14 protein-coding genes are annotated in these 15,104 nt (G+C 69.7%); 3 read left to right on the forward strand and 11 right to left on the reverse strand.

What is annotated here, in order from left to right:
* Positions 1-88: 88 nt before the first annotated feature.
* Positions 89-1,789, reverse strand: a complete 1,701-nt coding sequence (locus D6T63_RS05955) for a ribonuclease J (protein ID WP_120148108.1) — start codon at positions 1,787-1,789, stop codon at positions 89-91.
* Entirely contained in the window at positions 1,786-2,724 is a 939-nt protein-coding gene (dapA, locus tag D6T63_RS05960; protein ID WP_120148109.1) for a 4-hydroxy-tetrahydrodipicolinate synthase, read from the reverse strand. The genes D6T63_RS05955 and dapA overlap by 4 nt, the downstream gene beginning before the upstream one ends.
* Before the next feature lie 155 nt (positions 2,725-2,879).
* Between dapA and D6T63_RS05965 the strand changes: the two genes are divergently transcribed.
* Positions 2,880-4,061: a heparan-alpha-glucosaminide N-acetyltransferase domain-containing protein gene (locus D6T63_RS05965; RefSeq protein WP_120148110.1), complete on the forward strand. Its 1,182-nt coding sequence runs from the start codon at positions 2,880-2,882 to the stop codon at positions 4,059-4,061.
* A 50-nt stretch (positions 4,062-4,111) separates the two neighbouring features.
* On the opposite strand, the gene D6T63_RS05970 is transcribed toward D6T63_RS05965, so the two are convergent.
* The 7 genes from D6T63_RS05970 to D6T63_RS06000 form a co-directional block, all read right to left on the reverse strand.
* Positions 4,112-4,594 (reverse strand): hypothetical protein, encoded by a 483-nt coding sequence (locus tag D6T63_RS05970; RefSeq protein WP_120148111.1) that lies wholly within the window; start codon positions 4,592-4,594, stop codon positions 4,112-4,114.
* Complete coding sequence (gene dapB, locus D6T63_RS05975; RefSeq protein ID WP_120148112.1) at positions 4,591-5,361, reverse strand: 4-hydroxy-tetrahydrodipicolinate reductase; 771 nt, start codon at positions 5,359-5,361, stop codon at positions 4,591-4,593. Before dapB ends, D6T63_RS05970 begins: the two co-directional genes overlap by 4 nt.
* Before the next feature lie 16 nt (positions 5,362-5,377).
* The gene (locus tag D6T63_RS05980) at positions 5,378-5,809 is read right to left on the reverse strand and encodes a molybdenum cofactor biosynthesis protein MoaE (protein ID WP_120148113.1); all 432 of its coding nucleotides are present in this window, start codon (positions 5,807-5,809) and stop codon (positions 5,378-5,380) included.
* Positions 5,796-6,281 carry a MogA/MoaB family molybdenum cofactor biosynthesis protein gene (locus D6T63_RS05985; protein ID WP_120148114.1) on the reverse strand — a complete coding sequence of 162 codons (486 nt, stop codon included), beginning with the start codon at positions 6,279-6,281 and terminating at the stop codon, positions 5,796-5,798. Before D6T63_RS05985 ends, D6T63_RS05980 begins: the two co-directional genes overlap by 14 nt.
* Entirely contained in the window at positions 6,278-6,766 is a 489-nt protein-coding gene (gene moaC / locus D6T63_RS05990; RefSeq protein ID WP_120148115.1) for a cyclic pyranopterin monophosphate synthase MoaC, read from the reverse strand. Before moaC ends, D6T63_RS05985 begins: the two co-directional genes overlap by 4 nt.
* 26 nt (positions 6,767-6,792) lie before the next feature.
* Positions 6,793-8,088, reverse strand: coding sequence for a molybdopterin molybdotransferase MoeA (locus D6T63_RS05995; protein WP_120148116.1), 1,296 nt, complete (start codon positions 8,086-8,088; stop codon positions 6,793-6,795).
* A 110-nt stretch (positions 8,089-8,198) separates the two neighbouring features.
* A complete protein-coding gene (locus D6T63_RS06000; RefSeq protein WP_120148117.1) occupies positions 8,199-9,755 on the reverse strand; it encodes a molybdopterin-dependent oxidoreductase in 1,557 nt (518 codons plus the stop codon).
* A 224-nt stretch (positions 9,756-9,979) separates the two neighbouring features.
* Between D6T63_RS06000 and moaA the strand changes: the two genes are divergently transcribed.
* Complete coding sequence (gene moaA, locus D6T63_RS06005) at positions 9,980-11,050, forward strand: GTP 3',8-cyclase MoaA (protein ID WP_120148118.1); 1,071 nt, start codon at positions 9,980-9,982, stop codon at positions 11,048-11,050.
* Between the two features lies 1 nt (position 11,051).
* Positions 11,052-11,303 carry a MoaD/ThiS family protein gene (locus D6T63_RS06010; RefSeq protein ID WP_120148442.1) on the forward strand — a complete coding sequence of 84 codons (252 nt, stop codon included), beginning with the start codon at positions 11,052-11,054 and terminating at the stop codon, positions 11,301-11,303.
* On the opposite strand, the gene D6T63_RS06015 is transcribed toward D6T63_RS06010, so the two are convergent.
* Both D6T63_RS06015 and D6T63_RS06020 read right to left on the reverse strand, forming a co-directional pair.
* Positions 11,300-12,673 carry a M16 family metallopeptidase gene (locus D6T63_RS06015; RefSeq protein WP_120148119.1) on the reverse strand — a complete coding sequence of 458 codons (1,374 nt, stop codon included), beginning with the start codon at positions 12,671-12,673 and terminating at the stop codon, positions 11,300-11,302. The two genes, D6T63_RS06010 and D6T63_RS06015, sit on opposite strands and share 4 nt — an antisense overlap.
* 104 nt (positions 12,674-12,777) lie before the next feature.
* Complete coding sequence (locus D6T63_RS06020) at positions 12,778-15,042, reverse strand: polyribonucleotide nucleotidyltransferase (protein WP_120148443.1); 2,265 nt, start codon at positions 15,040-15,042, stop codon at positions 12,778-12,780.
* Positions 15,043-15,104: the final 62 nt, after the last annotated feature.

The raw sequence follows: 15,104 nt of genomic DNA on the forward strand, positions 1-15,104 counted from the left end.
GATCCCTCGAACCGTCGGATTTCCGCGCCCTGGCGGGCCCGCTGGGACGAGGGAGGATGCCGGTTGCGACCGTGCCGGAGCTGCCGCGTCAGGCCTCGAGGACCACCGGGATGATCATGGGGCGCCTACGGTAGCGGCGATTGACCCAGGTGCCGACGATGCGCCGGACCACCTGCTGCAACTGGTACGTCGAGTGGTCCCTGGTGTTCATCACGGCCTCTTCAAGGGCCTGGTTGATCTTCGGCTTGATCTCGTCGAAGACGGACTCGTCCTCGGCGAAACCCCGTGCATGGATGTCGGGCCCGGAAACGATCTTCCCCGTGGTGCGGTTGACGACGGTGATGATCGAGATGAAGCCCTCCTCCCCGAGGATGCGGCGATCCTTGAGGTCAGCGTCGGTGATCTCGCCGACGCTGGAGCCGTCCACATAGACGAAACCGCACTCGACGGCGCCCACCACGCGGGCCTTGCCGTCCACGAGGTCGATGACGGAGCCGTCGTCGGTCAGCAGCACGTTGGCTGCCGGGACGCCGGTCTGCTGGGCCAGCTTGCCGTTGGCGATCAGGTGCCGTGTCTCGCCGTGCACGGGCATGACGTTCTTCGGCCGCAGGATGTTGTAGCAGTAGAGGAGCTCACCCGCCGCAGCATGTCCGGACACGTGCACCTTGGCGTTGCCCTTGTGGATCACGTCGGCGCCCAGCTTCAGCAGGCCGTTGATGACGCGATAGACGGCGTTCTCGTTGCCGGGGATCAGCGAGGACGCCAGGATCACGGTGTCCCCCTTGCCGACCGTGATCCGATGGTCGCCGTTCGCCATCCGGGACAGCGCGGCCATCGGCTCGCCCTGTGATCCGGTGGACATGAGCACCACGCGGTCGTCGGGCAGGTCGTCGACGTTCTTGATGTCCACGAGGATCCCGTCGGGCACCCTGAGGTAACCGAGCTTCGCCGCGATCGCCATGTTGCGCACCATCGACCGCCCGGCGAAGCAGACGAAGCGGTCATGGGCGCGTGCGGCGTCGAGCACCTGCTGCACTCTGTGCACGTGGGACGAGAAGGAGGCGACGATGATGCGCTTCCGCACCTGCCCGAAGAGACCCTCGAGGACGGGGCCGATCTCGCGTTCGGCCGTCGTGAAGCCCGGGACGTCGGCATTCGTGGAGTCGACCAGAAGAAGGTCGACGCCCTCCTCGCCGAGGCGGGCGAAGGCCCGCAGGTCGGTGATGCGGCCGTCGAGCGGCAGCTGGTCCATCTTGAAATCGCCGGTGTGCAGGACGTTGCCCGCCTCGGTCCGGATGAAGACTGCGAGGGCATCGGGGATGGAGTGGTTGACAGCGACGAACTCGCACTCGAAGGGACCGAACTGCTCGATCTGCCCCTCGGACACGGTCAGTGTGTAGGGGCGGATGCGGTGCTCCTGGAGCTTCGCCTCGATCAGCGCGAGCGTCAGCTGCGAGCCGATGACGGGAATGTCGGCCTTCAGGCGCAGCAGGTACGGGACCGCGCCGATATGGTCCTCGTGCCCGTGCGTCAGGACCAGGCCCACGACGTCGTCGAGCCTGTCCTCGATGTAGGAGAAGTCCGGCAGGATGAGGTCGACGCCGGGCTGGGTCTCCTCGGGGAACAGCACGCCGCAATCGACGATCAGGAGCTTGCCGCGGACCTCGAAGACCGCCATGTTCCGGCCGATCTCCCCGAGGCCGCCGAGCGGCACCACCCGGAGCGTGCCCGGCTCGAGGGGAGGCGGGAGGGTTCGCAGCGCGGGTCCGACGCCGGCCGCATCGCTCATGCCCGGATGTCCTCGCGGCCGTCGAGCGCGTCGAGGTCCCACCCTGCCTCGGCGAGGTCCGCGAGGATGGGCCGCAGCTCGTGCTCATCGGCCTCGACCAACGGCAGGCGGACGACGGCGTTGGCCAGGACACCCTGCAGGTGCAGGATGTACTTCGCCGAGACGGCGCCGGGGATGTGCGTCATCACGGCCCGGATCACGGGGTCGAGCTGGAAGTGGACGCGTCGCGCCTCGGCGAGGTCGCCGGCGGCAGCGGCGTCCACGAGCGCGCGGAACGCAGCGGTCGCGACGTGGGCGCTGACGCTGACGACGCCGACGGCGCCGGCTGCCATCCAAGGCAGGGTGAGTCCGTCATCGCCCGAGTAGACGTCGAGGTCGGTGGAGGCGAGGACGCGCGTGACGGCGGCGAAGTCTGCTTTCGCGTCCTTGAGCGCGCCGATCTTCGGGTTCTCGGCGAGGCGGAGCATGGTCTCGGTGGTGATGGGGATGGCGGACCGGCCGGGGATGTCGTAGATCATGATCGGGAGGTCGGTTGCCGCGGCCACCGCATCGAAGTGCGCGAGCACGCCGGCCTGGGTGGGCTTGTTGTAATAGGGCGTCACAACCAGCTGCGCGTGGGCTCCGGCCCGCTCGGCACGCCGTGCCATCTCGACGGAGTGGGAGGTGTGGTTCGTCCCCGTGCCTGCGATGACGCGGGCGCGGTCCCCCACGGTCTCGACGACGACGCGGTAGAGATCCTCCTTCTCCGAATCCTCCAGCGTCGAGGTCTCCCCCGTGGTGCCCGAGACCACCAGGCCGTCGCAGCCGTCGTCCACGAGCTTCGCTGCGAGGGCGGCGGTGGCGTCGAAATCGACGGCGCCATCGGCAGTGAAGGGCGTGACCATCGCGGTCACGAGAGAACCGAACGGGAGATTGCGCGCGGGGGTGTCAGCCATGGATGAAACGTTACCCGTTCGGCGGGCGCCCGGTGGGACAGGCCGCGCAGGCGCGGGCGGGCGAGGAAAACCTACGCGGGCGACACGGGTACGGGGCACACCGAGGCGTGGGCGGAGCACAGGAGGAGCAGCGGTGCCTATGGGACCATGGCTGGATGCACACGACGTCCGCTCCACGGCGGCTGACCGGAATCGACGCAGCCCGCGGGGTGGCGCTGTTCGGCATGATGAGCACGCACATCCTCCCGCTGTACACCCCGGGCACCACCGAGGCCACGTGGACCGCCCTGCTCTTCTCCGGCCGCGCGTCCGGTCTGTTCGCCGTCGTCGCCGGGATCGGCCTGGCGCTGCTGACCGGGGGCCGGGCTCCCCACCGGGACCGCGCGCTCTCCGCGGACCGCACCGGCATCGTCGTGCGTGCCGTGATCATCGCCCTGATCGGGCTGGTCCTCGGTGGCGTCGAGACGAACATCGCGATCATCCTGTTCCACTACGGCGTGCTCTTCCTCCTCGCACTGCCCTTCACCGGGCTCCGGGTCCGCGCGCTCGCCGCCTGGGCCGCCGGGTGGCTGCTGGTGGCGCCCGTCGCGGCGTACCTGCTGCGGCCGATCGCGAGCGAGAGCGCCGATCCCCCGACGCTCGGCGGCAATCCGCTCTTCGAGCATTTCCTCGTGCCCCAGACGCTCGCCGCGGACATCTTCCTGACCGGTTACTACCCGGTGCTGCAGTGGCTCGGCTTTATCCTCGTCGGCATGGTGATCGGCCGGCTGGACCTCGCCCGCCTCGGGGTGCAGCTGGGGGTCCTGGTCGCCGGGATGGTCGCGGCGGTCGGAGCCAAGCTGCTCAGCGCGCAACTCCTCGGGCCGGGAGGCGGACTGGTGGCACTCCTGGAGACGCCCGACGGCAGCCGGTACCCGCTGGAGGCGATGCTCGATGTCGGACTGGCCGGAGTGGACCAGTCCGGCTCCTGGTGGTGGCTCGCCGTCAGCGCGCCCCACTCGGGATCGACTCTGGACCTCGTCCATGTGGCGGGCTCCGCGGCCGCCGTCGTCGCGGTCTGCCTCCTGCTCACACGCCGCTTCCCCCAGGCACTCCTGCCGCTGTCTGCGCCGGGAGCCATGACGCTGACGCTCTACAGCCTCCACATCTGCGTCATGAGCTGGGCGGACCAGCTGCTGCCCCTGCCGGACCCGATGCAGCTCTTCTGGCTCCAGGTGGTCGCCGCCGTCGCGATCGGCATCCTGTTCCAGCGCGTGCGCTCCCGCGGACCGCTGGAGCTGCTCGCCTCCGGCGCCGCCAACGCCGCGCGCGAGGGCAGGGCCGAGGCCAGGCACTGACGGCCCTCCCCTGATGTCAGGGGTCGGCTGGTGTCAGGCGTCGGCTTTTGTCAGGCGTCGGCTCCGCGCTGCTGCCCGTGGAGCTTCGCGGCGTCGCGCATGGCGCGTCGGGCGCGTTTGCGGTCCCCCGCGGCGTCGTAGGCGCAGGAGAGCCTGAACCAGCTGCGCCAGTTCTCGGGATCGGCTTCGACCTCGGCCTGGTACGCGGGGAACGCCTCGTCGGCGGCGGACCGCACGATACGCCCTGCCGGCGTCCTCGGCAGGTCGTCCACGGGGAGGCCTCCCTCGCTGTCCAGCTGCCGCGCCATCCGCTGCGTCTGTGCGCCGAAGAGCAACTCCCTGATCAGTGCCCACGCACCGATGCAGGGCAGGAGGAGGTAGCCGGCGCCGATGGCCTTGGCTACGGGGTCGGGGTCGCCGAGCAGCAGGAAACTCCGCTGGAAGGCGACGACGAGCCAGAAGACGAGCAGCGCCGTCACGAGCAGGACGCCGAGCTTGACCCGGTGCTCCCGGTAGAACTCCACGGCCTTCATGGTCGTGCGCCGGCCCGCAGGTCCAGGTAGCCGTCGAGCCCGACCGTCAGGCCTGGGTGCTGCGCCACGGAGCGGATGCCGAGGAGGACACCGGGCATGAAGGATGCCCGGTCGTAGGAATCGTGCCGGATGGTGAGCTGCTCCCCCGGGCTGCCGAGCAGCACTTCCTGGTGGGCGGTCAGGCCGCGGAGCCGGACGGAGTGCACCGGCACGCCGTCGACGCGGGCGCCCCTGGCGCCGTCGAGCTGGTCCCGAGTCGCATCCGGCGCCGCGGGCACACCCGCGGCTGTCCGTGCAGCGGCGATCAGCTGGGCCGTTCTGGCCGCCGTCCCGGAGGGTGAATCGATCTTGTCCGGATGGTGGAGCTCGATGATCTCGACCGACTCGAAGTAACGGGCCGCCGTCGCGGCGAAGGCCGTGGCGAGCACGGATCCAAGCGCGAAGTTCGGCGCGATGAGTACACCCGCCGCGGGGTTGCCGGCCAGCAGGGACTCGAGGTCGGCGAGCCGCTCGGCCGTCCAGCCGGTGGTGCCGACGACGGCGTGCATGCCGTGCTCGACCGCGAAGCGGACGTTGCCCGCGGTGGCCTCGGGAACAGTCAGGTCTACGACGACAGCCGCTCCTGCGGAGACCAGGGATTCGAGCGGGTCGCTGCTGCCGAGGGCCGCCACGAGTTCGAGGTCGGCGGCCGCCTCGACGGCGCGGACGGCCTCGGCGCCCATGCGTCCCCGAGCGCCCAAAACGGCCACGGGCAGGAGTTCAGTCATGCCTTCCAGCCTACTGTCACGCCCCTGCGCCCACCCATTCCACGGTGCCGTCCGTGAAGAACTGCTCCTTCCAGATGGGCACGCGGTCCTTCACCAGGTCCACGAGGTCCGAGCAGGCCCGGAATGCCTCGCCACGGTGGGCTGCTCCGACAGCGGCGACCAGTGCCTGGTCGCCGATCTCGAGGGGCCCGACCCGGTGGGCGACCCAGATGCGGATGCCATCGTGCCGCGCCGCGATCTCCTCGGCGACCTCGCGGATGATCCGCTCCGCACTCGGATGGGCGGAGTAGCTCAGCGACGTGACGTCCCGTCCGCCGTCGTGGTTCCGCACCACGCCGCTGAAGCCGACGACGGCGCCGCAGTGCGGGGAGTCGACCCCCGCGTGTGCTTCCTCGGGCGTGATGGGGGCGTCGGCGACGGCTGCGTGGACAACTTCACCGGTGGTCATTGCGGCCCTCCAACTGGGAGCAGATGTGGTCGATGAGCGGCGAGAGAACGGTCAGGCCGTCACGCACCCCGCCGGGCGAACCGGGCAGGTTGATGACGAATGTGCTGCCGGCCGTTCCCGCGAGCCCGCGGCTGAGTGCCGCGGTGGGCACCGTGGAGGATCCGGCCCGGCGGATGGCTTCCATGACGCCGGGCAAGCTGCGCGTCAGGTAGGGGGCGGTCTGCTCGGGCGTGGCGTCGTCGGGACTGAGCCCGGTCCCGCCGCTCGTGATGAGCACCGCTGGACGCGACTCCAGGGCAATGCCGATCGCGGACCCGACGGCATCACCGTCCGGCACGACGACGGCGTCCGCGACCCCGAAGCCGTGCTGGTAGAGCCAGTCCGCGATGGCGGGTCCGCATTCGTCCTCATAGGTGCCGGCCGCGGCCCTGGTGGACGCGATGACCACGGCGGCGGTGCGAAGGGAAGTCATACCGTCCAGTCTCCACTCTTGCCGCCGGACTTCGACAGCACACGCGTGCCGTTGATCACGGCCCGCTTGTCCACGGCCTTGATCATGTCGTAGAGGGTCAGGGCCGCGACGGACGCTGCCGTGAGCGCCTCCATCTCCACTCCGGTGAGCGCCGTCGTCCGGACCAGCGCCACGACCCGGACGGATCCGCCTTCGGGCTCGAAGTCCACGGTGACCTTGGACAGCGGCAGCGGATGGCAGAGCGGGATCAGCGTGGCCGTCTGCTTCGCCGCCATGATGCCTGCGACGCGGGCGACGGCGAGGGCGTCGCCCTTCGGCAGGGCGCCGTCGGAGATGAGGGCGACGACGTCGGGCGTGGTCTCGAGGGTCGATTCCGCGACGGCCTCGCGGACGGTCGCCTGCTTGCCGGAGACGTCGACCATGTGGGCCGTGCCGTCGGCGCGTACGTGGGACAGGCCGTCGGCCGGGTGTGCTGGGGTGCTCATGATGGAGTCCTTTCTTCGGATCCCATTCAATCAGTGCCGGCCTCGTCCAGGACGAGTACATCCTCGACGGCGAAGGGATCCGACGGGACGGGACCGATCAGCGTGACCTCGACCCTGGCCCCCGCCTGCAGCGCCGTCACGCCCTCGGGCACGTGGACGAGGCAGTTGGAGGCCGCGAGGGCGTGGAGGAGATGCGAATCGGGTCCGCCCACGAGGGCTACCTTGCCGCCCCGGTACAACCCCCGCCGCACCTGGTGCTTGGCCCCGGGGCTTTCGAGCCCGTCGACGAGCACGGCCTCGAGCCCGGGGCGCGGGGCCGGGGCGCCCGTCAGCTGGTGGAGTGCGGGGCGAAGGAACATCTCGAACGAGACGATGGCGCTCACCGGGTTGCCGGGAAATCCGAGGAAGGGGATTCCTGAGATCGTGCCGTGCGCCTGCGGGCCACCCGGCTGCATGGCGACGGAGGAGAACTCGACGCCGCTGTCGGACAGCGCCTGCTTCACGACCTCGTAGGCACCCTGGCTGATGCCTCCCGTACTGAGGACGAGATGGGTGCTGCCCGCGGTGATGGCCGCGAAGACGTCCCGGAGGACGGCGGGATCGTCGCCGACGAGCCGGTGGCGCGTCACCTCAGTTCCGGCCTCGACCAGCGCCGCCTCGAGGAGCGTGGTGTTGGCGTCGTAGATGGTGCCCGGGGCGAGCGGGGAGCCTGGTTCCGCCACCTCGTCGCCGGTGGACAGGAGGAGCACGTGGAAGCGCGGACGGACGGGGACCTCACCGGCTCCACAGGCCGCGAGCAGACCCAGTTGCGCGGGCCCCAGAAGCGTGCCCGCCGTCAGGGCGACCTCCCCCTCGGCGATGTCGCTGCCGGCCCGGCGCACGAACAGGCCGGCGTCGATGCCCCCGGGCAGGGTGACGGTCGCGGTACCGCCCAGGTCCGCCAGGGCAGCGACGGAATAGAACTGCGCCGGATCGGCGCGCTCGATCGGTACGACGGCGACGGCGCCCGCAGGGATCATGGCGCCCGTCATGATCGGCGCGGCCGTGCCGGGCCGCAGGTCGGCCGGGACGGAGCCTGCCGGGATGGCCTCGGCCACGCTCAGCGCCATGGAACCCGCGAGGTCGTCGGCGTGCACCGCATAACCGTCCATCTGCGAGTTGTCGAAGGGCGGGAGGCTCACCGGCGCGAGGACGTCCGCGGCCAGCACGCGACCGAGGGCCCGGGCGAGCGGCAGGACCTCCGGCGCTCCGCCGTCGTACCCGCTGCTCCAGCGCAGGAGTCCGGCGACGGCAGCCTGGTGTTCGGCGACGGTTCTTCTCATCAGTGCCCTCCGCAGCGCCGTCCGCACACGATCACCGACGTCGGTTCCCGGGGTGGTCGAGCCTCTCGCGAGGCGCCCCGGGCTGCGCGGCGTCGGGCCGGCGGGGTGGTCTAGGTCACGGTGAACGTTACCGTGTGCAGGCCTTCGGCCCCGTCAGGCGCGGGATCCACGAACGCCTCCGACTGGACGTCTCCCTCGCGGTCCACGGCGCGCGACTGCACGGTGTGGGAGCCTGCCTCCAGTTCGAGGGCTGCGCTGTACTGGCACCAGGTGTCCGCCGAGATGGGACGGGCGAGCGTCGCCCGCTGCCAGGGGCCGCCGTTGACCCTCACCTCCACGGCCTCGACCCCTCGGTGCTGCGCCCAGGCGACACCCGCCACGACGACGACGCCCGCCGGGACCCTCGCGTTCGGACGCGGGACGTCGACGCGGGACGAGGTCTTGACGGGTCCGCGCTCGGACCAGCCGCGGGTGGACCAGTAGGCCTTGTCGTCCGCGAACCGCGTGACCTCGAGTTCACTCACCCACTTCGTCGCGGAGACGTAACCGTAGAGGCCCGGCACCACGAGCCGCACCGGGAATCCGTGCTCGACCGGCAGCGGCTCACCGTTCATGCCGACGGCGATCAGGGCATCGCGCGCGTCGGTGAGGGCCTCGAGCGGCGTACCGGCGGTGAAGCCGTCGACGCTCCGCGACAGGACCATGTCCGCTTCCGGCCGCACGCCCGCGCGTGCCAGGAGCTCCCGGACGGGCCAGCCGAGCCATCGGGCGTTTCCGGTCAGGTCCCCGCCGACGGTGTTGGACACGCAGGCAAGGGTGATGTACCGCTCGATGAGCGGCAGCGCCAGCAGGTCGTCGAAGGTGATCTCCACCTCGCGGTCCACGAGTCCGGTCACCCTGAGGGACCACGTAGCGGGGTCGACCACGGGTACCACGAGGGCTGTGTCGATCCGGTAGAAGTCGTCCGACGCCGTAACGAGGTCGCTGATGCCGGGGACGTCGAGTTCCGCTCCCTCCGGCACGAAGGAGCCCGTGTGTGGCGGCGGGGCGGTGGTCTCCGTGGGTGCGGGGAGTCGAATCGCCGAGCGCTGCTGCGCAACGGTGGACTGCGAGGATCGGACGCCGGTCGCAGCGGCACCGGTGGCGGCCGCGACCAGGGCCGCACCTCCGGCGCCCTGGAGGAAGCGGCGTCGGGCCGAGGGGCTGCCGGTGCTGCCGTCCTCGCCACTGCGCACCCATACCCTCAGGGCCTTGATGAGTGCGGTGAGCACGAGGATCGCCACCACTGCGGCGACGACGGGTGCGACGAAGGACACCAGGGACGATTGCGGCCGTGATGCCACCGCGAGGGTGCCCACACCACCGAAAACGATGACGACGGCTCGCCCGGCGAAGGCCCTGCGGTACTCGAGCACACCCGCGGCAAGGGCGATCACTGCGATGAGGACAGCCATCGTGACCAGGAGGACGGCTTTGTCCGCCGCCCCGAACCAGGAGATGGCCCAGTCCTTCACGCCGGGGGGCAGGACATCGATCACGGCGGAGCCGACGGCGCTGACCGGGGTCACGGACGGGCTCAACGCCGCGGCGGCCAGTTCACCGCCGATCACGCCCAGCCCCACGGCGAGTGCCCCCGCGGCGGCTGCCCACGTACGCCGTCGAATCATCGGTACCTCCTTCCGGGCCCCGGCGACGGCTCGGTGCCGGGCAGGATGGTCCTCCCGTTACACGTGCGCGGTCCCCTCGCCGTTCCCCTGTGCACCGCCCCCGGCACCGCCTCCCGCACAGGCCCGCGCACTGCGTCCTACAGTGCCGGGGGGATACGCGGAAGAGCCGGTCCGGCGCAGCTGTCGGGTAGGGCTCTGGCCGGTGGAGGGCGTAACCTCGTTCCATGGGAATCCAACTGGGAATGCCGAGTGCTGCCCCACGGGCCGCTCTTCCTGGACTCATGGACACCCATGGCAGGCAGGCAACCGACATGCGTCTGTCCCTGACGGACAAGTGCAATCTGCGCTGCACCTACTGCATGCCCGCGGAGGGCCTCAACTGGCTGCAGAAGGACCAGGTCCTCTCGCGATCCGAGATCGTCCGCCTGGTGCGCATCGGAGTCGATCAGCTGGGGATCAGGGAGCTGCGTTTGACGGGCGGCGAGCCGCTGGTCCGCGCCGACCTGCTGGACATCATCCGCGACATCCGCGCTGATCACGCCGACCTGCCCATCTCCATGACGACCAACGCGCTCGGCCTCGACCGCCGCGCCGCCCAGTTGAAGGAAGCCGGCCTCACCCGCATCAACGTCTCGATGGATTCACTGCACCCAGGAACCTTCGCCCAGCTGACGCGCCGACCGTTCCTGGACCGCGTCCTGAAGGGCATCGAGGCCGCCGCCGATGCAGGACTCGGGCTCGTGAAGATCAACGCCGTCCTCATGCGCGGCATCAACGATCATGAGGCACCCGACCTCGTGGAGTGGGCGGTGGCCCGCGGATTCGAGCTGCGTTTCATCGAGCAGATGCCCCTCGATGCCGACCACGGCTGGACGAAAGCGGGTATGGTGACGGCCGCTGAGATGCGCGCCCTCGTCGAGACCCGGTTCATCCTCACCTCCGACCCCCGCAACCGCGACGGGGCTCCGGCCGAACGGTGGGAGGTCCGGGCGAAGGACGCACCCGACGTCGTCCTCGGGACCGTGGGCATCATCGCCTCGGTCACGGAACCGTTCTGCTCCGACTGCCGGCGGACCCGCGTCACCGCCGAGGGCAAGGTCATGAGCTGCCTCTTCTCACGGGAGGAGACGGACCTGAGGGACCTGCTGCGCTCAGGAGCGGACGACGACGCCGTCGCCCAGCGCTGGCGCGATGCCATGTGGCTGAAGCCGAAGGCGCACGGCATGGCCCACACGGGCCTCGGCGCCGATGATTTCATCCAGCCCGACCGGTCGATGAGCGCCATCGGTGGCTGAGGTGCTGGTGAGGTACTTCGGGGCCGCCAGGGCTGCCTCAGGAGTCGATCAGGAGCGGCTGCCCGCCGACCGCCCGCTGGCGGACGTGCTCACCGACCTCCGCAGGCGACCGCCGGTGACGGGAGCCCCCTCCCTCGGCAAGGTCCTCGACCGCAGCAGCTTCCTGCTCAACGAGGTCTCGCTGCGCGATCCCGCGACGGTGCTGCAGGACGACGATGTCGTGGACATCCTGCCGCCCTTCGCCGGCGGCTAGGACTGCTCCGCGAAGTCGGCTTCAGTGTCGAAGGGTCCGACGACGACGGTCGTTCGCGGCGCAGCGGCCAGTTCCCGCGCCAGGTCCTGCACGTCTGCAGCGGTGACGGTGCGGATACGGTCGAGGGATGCGTCCATGTCGACGAACTCTCCCGAGACGAGCTCCGAGCGGCCGAGGCGTGACATGCGGGAGCTGCTGTCCTCCAGGGCCATGACGAGCCCACCGGAGAGTTGCCCGACGGCTTTGCGGAGCTCCTCGGCGTCGATCCCGTCGGCGGCCAGCCGGTCGAGCTCCGCACCGAGCAGCCTGATGACCTGACCGGTCTTCGCGGGCGAGCAGCCGGCGTACATGCCGAAGTACCCGGCGTCCGCGTAGGCGGCCGAGAAGGAATAGGTCGAGTACACGAGGCCGCGCTTCTCCCGAACCTCCTGGAACAGTCGCGAGGACATGCCGCCGCCCAGCACGGCGTTCAGGACGCTCATCGCGAACCGTCGCTCGTCGGTCGCGGTGAGCGATGGGCAGCCGATCAGGATGTTGGACTGCTCGACCGCCCGGCGGATCACATGGGTCCCCGTCGCGCCCTGCACCGCGGTCGCCGTCGTCGAGCGCCGGGCGACCGGCAGGGCACCCTCCTCGAGGGACCAACCGGCCGTCTCGAGGGCTTCCTGCACGAGCCGGCAGACGATGTCGTGGTCGAGGCCGCCGGCCGCGGTGACGACCAGTTCCGAAGGCGTGTAGTAGCGCCGGTAGTGGGCCAGGACGGACTCGCGCGGAACGGCCCGGATCGCTTCCGGCGTTCCGCCGATCGGCCGCCCGAGGGGGTGGTCCCCCAGCACGAGCTCGACGAACTTCTCGTGGGCGACGTCCCCGGGGTCGTCACTGTCCATCGCGATCTCCTCGAGGATGACGTCGCGCTCCTGCTCGAGCTCCTCGGGGTCGAGCACCGCCGATGTCACCATGTCGGCGATGACGTCGATGGCCATTGGGAGGTCGGAGTCGAGGACACGCGCGTAGTAGCAGGTGTTCTCCTTCGCTGTGGCGGCGTTGGACTCACCGCCCACCTCGTCGAAGGCCGAGGCGATGTCCATGGCGCTCCGGCGCACGGTCCCCTTGAACAGCAGGTGCTCGAGGAAGTGGGTGCTCCCGTGCTGTCCCTCGGCTTCGTCCCGGGACCCGACCCCCACCCAGAAGCCGATCGTCGCCGAGCGCTGTCCCGGCATGGCCTCAGTGAGCACGCGGACGCCACCGGGCAGCACACTGCGCCGGACGACGTTGCCGCCCGGATCACCGGCGACGAAGGAGTGGTCGGAACCGTCTCCGTCGTTGGGGGTCGGCAGCAGGGGCAGGGACACTATGGAAGACAGGGACATCTGGTCCTTCTGATTGTTCGGGAAAGGCAGACGGCCCCGACGCCGACCGATTCAATCGGTCGGCACCGGGGCCGTTCGGTGCTCAGGACGAGCGGGTCACGGAACTAGATGTCGCCGTCGGTGACCTCGGGCAGCTCGATCCCGGCGTCCTCGGAGGCGCCGTTGGAGTCGTCATCGGCGACGACGGGCGAGAGCGAGAGCTTTCCGCGGTCGTCGACCTTCGTGATTTCCACCTGGACCTTCTGACCCACGGAGACGATCTCGTCCACGTTGTCGACACGCTTGCCACCGGCGAGCTTGCGCAGCTCGGAGATGTGCAGCAGCCCATCCTTGCCCGGGGTGAGCGAGACGAAGGCGCCGAACGTCGTGGTCTTGACGACCGTGCCCAGGTAGCGCTCGCCGATCTCGGGGACCTGGGGGTTGGCGATCGCGTTGACCGCGGCGCGTGCGGCTTCGGCCGACTCGCCGTTCGTGGCGCCGATCAGCACGGTGCCGTCATCCTCGATCGAGATGTCGGCTCCAGTGTCCTCCTGGATCTGGTTGATCATCTTGCCCTTGGGGCCGATGACCTCGCCGATCTTGTCGACGGGGATCTTGACCGAGATGATCCTCGGCGCGAACTCGGAGAGCTCGTCCGGGGTGTCGATCGCGGCCTGCAGGACTCCGAGGATGTGCAGGCGGGCCTCGCGGGCCTGCTTGAGTGCTGCTGCCAGCACCGAGGCAGGAATGCCGTCGAGCTTGGTGTCCAGCTGGATCGCCGTGACGAACTCAGCCGTTCCCGCGACCTTGAAGTCCATGTCGCCGAAGGCATCCTCGGCGCCGAGGATGTCGGTCAGGGCGGCGTAGCGCGTCTGGCCGTCGACGACGTCGGACACGAGGCCCATGGCGATGCCGGCGACCGGTGCACGCAGGGGCACACCGGCGTTGAGCAGGGACAGCGTCGAGGCGCAGACCGAGCCCATCGACGTCGAGCCGTTGGAGCTCAGGGCCTCGGACACCTGGCGGATCGCGTAGGGGAACTCCTCGCGGGACGGCAGGACGGGCACGAGTGCGCGCTCGGCGAGCGCTCCGTGGCCGATCTCGCGGCGCTTCGGCGAACCTACCCGTCCGGTCTCACCGGTGGAGTAGGGCGGGAAGTTGTAGTTGTGCATGTAGCGCTTGCGCGTGACGGGCGACAGCGAATCGATCTGCTGCTCCATCTTCAGCATGTTGAGCGTGGTGACGCCCAGGATCTGCGTCTCGCCGCGCTCGAAGATCGCGGAACCGTGCACGCGCGGCAGGACCTCCACCTCCGCGGTGAGCTTGCGGATGTCACTGAGGCCACGGCCGTCGATGCGGACCTGGTCCTTGAGGATGCGCTGGCGGACGACAGCCTTGGTCAGCGAGCGGAATGCTGCGGACAGCTCCTTGTCGCGGCCCTCGAACTGACCGATGAGTGCGGCCGTCACTTCGTCCTTGAGCGCATCCGAAGCGTCGTTGCGCTGCTGCTTGTCAGCGATCTGGAAGACCTGCGCGAGCTTGTCGGCCCCTGCGGTCTCGACAGCCGCGTACACATCGTCCTGGTAGTCCAGGAATACGGGGAACTCGACAGTCGGCTTCGCTGCGCGCGAGGCCAGGTCGGCCTGGGCTTCGCACAGCGCGCGAATGAAGGGCTTGGCTGCCTCTAGGCCGTCGGCGACGATCTCCTCGGTAGGCGCGGTCGCCCCGTTCTCCTTGATGAGGTTCCAGGAGTTGTCCGTGGCTTCGGCCTCGACCATCATGATTGCGACGTCGTCGCCTGCAACCCGACCGGCGACAACCATGTCGAAGACCGAGTTCTCGAGCTCGGAGTGCTTCGGGAAAGCGATCCACTGATCGTTGCCGCTGCCATCGGATACGAGGGCCACGCGGACGCCGCCGATCGGACCCGAGAAGGGCAGGCCCGAGAGCTGCGTGGACATCGACGCTGCGTTGATGGCGACAACATCGTAGCGCACATCGGGGTTGATGGCGAGGATGGTGACGACGATCTGGACCTCGTTGCGGAGGCCCTTGACGAACGCGGGGCGCAGCGGGCGATCCATGAGGCGGCAGGCCAGGATGGCTTCCGTGGAGGGGCGTCCCTCGCGACGGAAGAACGAACCCGGGATGCGGCCGGCGGCGTACATGCGCTCTTCGACGTCGACGGTGAGGGGGAAGAAGTCGAAGCCCTCGCGTGGGTGCTTGCCGGCCGTGGTGGCCGACAGCAGCGCGGTGTCCTCGTCGATGTAGACCATGGCCGACCCTGCGGCCTGCTGGGCGACGCGCCCGGTCTCGAAGCGGATGGTGCGTGTTCCGAAGCGACCGTTGTCGATCACTGCTTCGGCGAACTGAATTTCGGGACCCTCCAAGAGAGTCACCTCCGTTTCCTGGTATCGGAGGCAATCGGCACCCGTCGTGGCCCCGTCCCTCC

Source organism: Arthrobacter cheniae, assembly GCF_003602275.1.
GTDB classification, from domain to species: domain Bacteria; phylum Actinomycetota; class Actinomycetes; order Actinomycetales; family Micrococcaceae; genus Arthrobacter_D; species Arthrobacter_D cheniae.

Coding starts and splice junctions, on each gene's coding strand:
- D6T63_RS05955 (WP_120148108.1), bottom strand. CDS start 1,789: ATGAGCGATGCGGCCGGCGTCGGACCCGCGCTGCGAACCCTCCCGCCT.
- dapA (WP_120148109.1), bottom strand. CDS start 2,724: ATGGCTGACACCCCCGCGCGCAATCTCCCGTTCGGTTCTCTCGTGACC.
- D6T63_RS05965 (WP_120148110.1), top strand. CDS start 2,880: ATGCACACGACGTCCGCTCCACGGCGGCTGACCGGAATCGACGCAGCC.
- D6T63_RS05970 (WP_120148111.1), bottom strand. CDS start 4,594: ATGAAGGCCGTGGAGTTCTACCGGGAGCACCGGGTCAAGCTCGGCGTC.
- dapB (WP_120148112.1), bottom strand. CDS start 5,361: ATGACTGAACTCCTGCCCGTGGCCGTTTTGGGCGCTCGGGGACGCATG.
- D6T63_RS05980 (WP_120148113.1), bottom strand. CDS start 5,809: ATGACCACCGGTGAAGTTGTCCACGCAGCCGTCGCCGACGCCCCCATC.
- D6T63_RS05985 (WP_120148114.1), bottom strand. CDS start 6,281: ATGACTTCCCTTCGCACCGCCGCCGTGGTCATCGCGTCCACCAGGGCC.
- moaC (WP_120148115.1), bottom strand. CDS start 6,766: ATGAGCACCCCAGCACACCCGGCCGACGGCCTGTCCCACGTACGCGCC.
- D6T63_RS05995 (WP_120148116.1), bottom strand. CDS start 8,088: ATGAGAAGAACCGTCGCCGAACACCAGGCTGCCGTCGCCGGACTCCTG.
- D6T63_RS06000 (WP_120148117.1), bottom strand. CDS start 9,755: ATGATTCGACGGCGTACGTGGGCAGCCGCCGCGGGGGCACTCGCCGTG.
- moaA (WP_120148118.1), top strand. CDS start 9,980: ATGGGAATCCAACTGGGAATGCCGAGTGCTGCCCCACGGGCCGCTCTT.
- D6T63_RS06015 (WP_120148119.1), bottom strand. CDS start 12,673: ATGTCCCTGTCTTCCATAGTGTCCCTGCCCCTGCTGCCGACCCCCAAC.